Source organism: Nonomuraea sp. NPDC052129 (assembly GCF_040680095.1).
In the GTDB taxonomy this organism is placed as follows: Bacteria; Actinomycetota; Actinomycetes; order Streptosporangiales; family Streptosporangiaceae; genus Nonomuraea.
This window is the reverse complement of sequence record NZ_JBFAVX010000079.1, coordinates 1-2,758: the sequence shown is the minus strand read 5'-3', so window position 1 is coordinate 2,758 and position 2,758 is coordinate 1. Positions and strand designations below refer to the sequence as shown.

At 56.5% G+C, this 2,758-nt stretch carries 2 protein-coding genes and 1 pseudogene; 2 read left to right on the top strand and 1 reads right to left on the bottom strand.

Features of this window, described 5'->3' with window-relative positions; genetic code table 11:
• Positions 1 to 282: transposase family protein (locus AB0L53_RS59195; protein WP_364015876.1), on the bottom strand; the 282-nt coding region annotated here is incomplete at its 3' end.
• A gap of 370 nt (positions 283 to 652) precedes the next feature.
• On the opposite strand from AB0L53_RS59195, the pseudogene AB0L53_RS59190 reads away from it, so the two are divergent.
• Positions 653 to 1,459: pseudogene (locus AB0L53_RS59190) on the top strand (NACHT domain-containing protein); the annotation flags it as partial.
• Between the two features lie 642 nt (positions 1,460 to 2,101).
• A complete protein-coding gene (locus AB0L53_RS59185; RefSeq protein ID WP_364015879.1) occupies positions 2,102 to 2,698 on the top strand; it encodes a hypothetical protein in 597 nt (198 codons plus the stop codon).
• Positions 2,699 to 2,758 lie beyond the last annotated feature (60 nt).

The following is a 2,758-nucleotide window of genomic DNA, read 5'->3' as shown; positions in this document are numbered from 1 at the left end:
CGCTCGCTCGACGGCGGCGTGCACGTCGTTGGCCAGCGCGGCCAGGAGATCGACGGCTTCGCGGATGGAGCGCCAGGCCGTGGTGGTGCCGATGGCAAAGCCGCCGGCCAGGCGGGCATAGGTATCGCCATTGCGCAGGTGGGCCAGGACCAGCAGGGCTTGCCGGGCCGGGTCTAACTTTCGCCATCGGGAACGGCGTTCGGCACGCCGGATGCGGACGAGCTCGGCCAGGCGGATCAGGATGTGGTTGGACAGTGGAATCGAGGCACGGTAAGACAGCAACGAAACTCCTGGTCGGGGCATCGGATCTTGGTCGACTGCTGTCTTATCGGGAGCCTCCCCTCATCCGCCACCGCTCTCCGCCAACCCATCCTGACCAGTGCCGTCACGATGGAAAAAGATCACTCTACGAATTCAGCCCGTGTAATCGCCTGTCAAGGCAGCAAAGTCACGATTATATATACCCGCTGCCGTGCGGCGTCCAGTGCGTCAGTATATTGGCGTGAATGGAGCCCGATCCTGGCGGCGGACAATCTGTGCCACGATAGCGATTGCATCCTTGGTCATCTTTGTGCTCATAGTCGCTCGAGCACTTGATATTGACGCTGAGGTTAATATCGCCGATTTGGCAGCCGTCGCCATAGCGGCTAGCATGACAGCGGCGGCCATAGTCGCATGGCTTAGAAGTCCCCGAATCAATTCAATGTCTCCGCCAATCGTGGATCCAGACGATTTACACGCCGCCGGACAATCATTGGCCAAGCTATTGAAACAACAGTGGACGTCAGAAGCGCGTCATCGAGCGCTAGACGATCCCCAGCCAATACCGGTCGCCTGGCAGTTGAGCACCAATCCGATCCTTATGGGCGACCTTCGCCTAATTACTGGAAGAAAGCGTACTCTTACCGGACGTAGTGACGACATCGCCGCTTTGGCAAGCAGATTTCGTGCGTTAGAGCGGCGACGTCTGGTGATAACAGGTGCGCCAGGCACGGGGAAGACTACCCTAGCCGTGCAGTTGCTACTAGAGCTGATCGATTCATGCGACTTCTATCAGGCGAATGTTGGTGAGCAAAAGATAGCGCCCATTCCAGTATTATTTCCAATCAGTGGATGGGACACTCGTCATCATTCGCAGCTGCATGACTGGCTCGTAATGCGCCTACGGGAGGATTACCCCGCACTCGCCTCTTCAGGATCCAAATTAGATCTCGCATCTAGGTTGGTATCGGCCGGCTATATTCTGCCGATTTTAGACGGCTTGGATGAGCTCCCAGCCGAGGCCCGCGTTCGGGCTATCGAAGCTCTGAACAAATCTCTAGCCGCCGCCGACCAGCTTATTCTCACCAGCCGGGTCGATGAATTTACTTCAGCCGTCACTCAGGCTGGGCGGCCACTAAACGCCGCCGCCGTTATAACTGCCCAACCACTTCCTCCCGAGGCTGCTGCTTCCTATCTTAGGTCTTGCTTACCCCAAAGCCTTTCGCAGGCGTGGGAAGAAGTTTTGGCAGCACTTCGCGCTCGCGCCAATCCTGGGCTAAACGAGCTTGCCTCCACGCCGTTAGGCTTGTGGCTGATTCGTACCGTATACCTCACCCCAGGCAGCAATCCCGCATCGCTGGCAGGCCCACTAGGTAGTGATGCGTCTACACTGCGCACGCATCTTCTAGATCACCTCATTCCTGCTTTGATTGCCTCGCGCCCGCCTAGCCGCGATCCAGCCGACCACTTCCGACCTCGTCGCCAACTTAACCCCCAGCTGGTGCGTCGGTACTTGATCTATCTAGCTCACCAGTTCCATCCTAAAAATGGCCGAGACATCCCCTGGTGGCATATCGCGCGCACAACTCCTTCCCGCCTTCTCCCTATTACGAGACTTGCGTCCGGCTTGGTAGCAGGGCTTGTGGCAGGCTCGGTTGCCGGCCTTTCAACCGGTCTGACATTCGGGCTTGTATTCGGCCCCAAGATTGGACTCATAGTTTCCCTGATGGCCGGGTTCACGTTTGGGCTCTTGGGAGGTCTGCGCTCCGGATTGTGGCATAGCGAAGTCCCCGGCTATGCCCGCTTTCGCTTACGCGGACGCACAACTCTGCTTTTTCGCATGATAAAAAACTACTTTAGCTACGGACTGATAGGTGGCTTAGTCTTCGGCCTCGGAGGCTCTATAGCGGGCGGCTTGATAACCGGCGTCCTGCTTGGATTTATCGTCCTAATCATGGGCACTTTCTCTATCGGATTCATCAACTGGGCCGAACAGCCCACTATCATGATAGTAAGCACACCAATGTCGGGATGGAGGTCAGATCGAGCGCTTACTGTTTTAAGAATTACTATCGGGCTTGTCAGTGGACTCGTCATTGGTCTTGCGAGCGGGCTTGGAGCCGCTCTAAGATTCGGACTCACTGGAGACCTACTGAGCAGTATGCTTGGAGGCCTTGGATGCGGGCTCGCTAGCGGCCTTCTGGGTGGAACAATAGGCGGACTAGGAACCAAGGCCACAACATCTATTGAAAATGGAAAACATCACGCATGGCTTGCTTGCAGCATCTCAGTTAGCACGCTTGCGATCACAGGAAACCTGCCGTGGCGCGTCATGGAATTTCTTGAAGACGCCTATCGAGTGGGGCTGCTGAGGACCGTAGGCCCAGTTTACCAGTTCCGTCACGCCGACCTTCACGACCATCTCGCTGAGCAATAACTCGGAATTCCCAAATTACCCGGCTTCCATTTGACGTAAACAATTTCAGTCGAGCGAGCA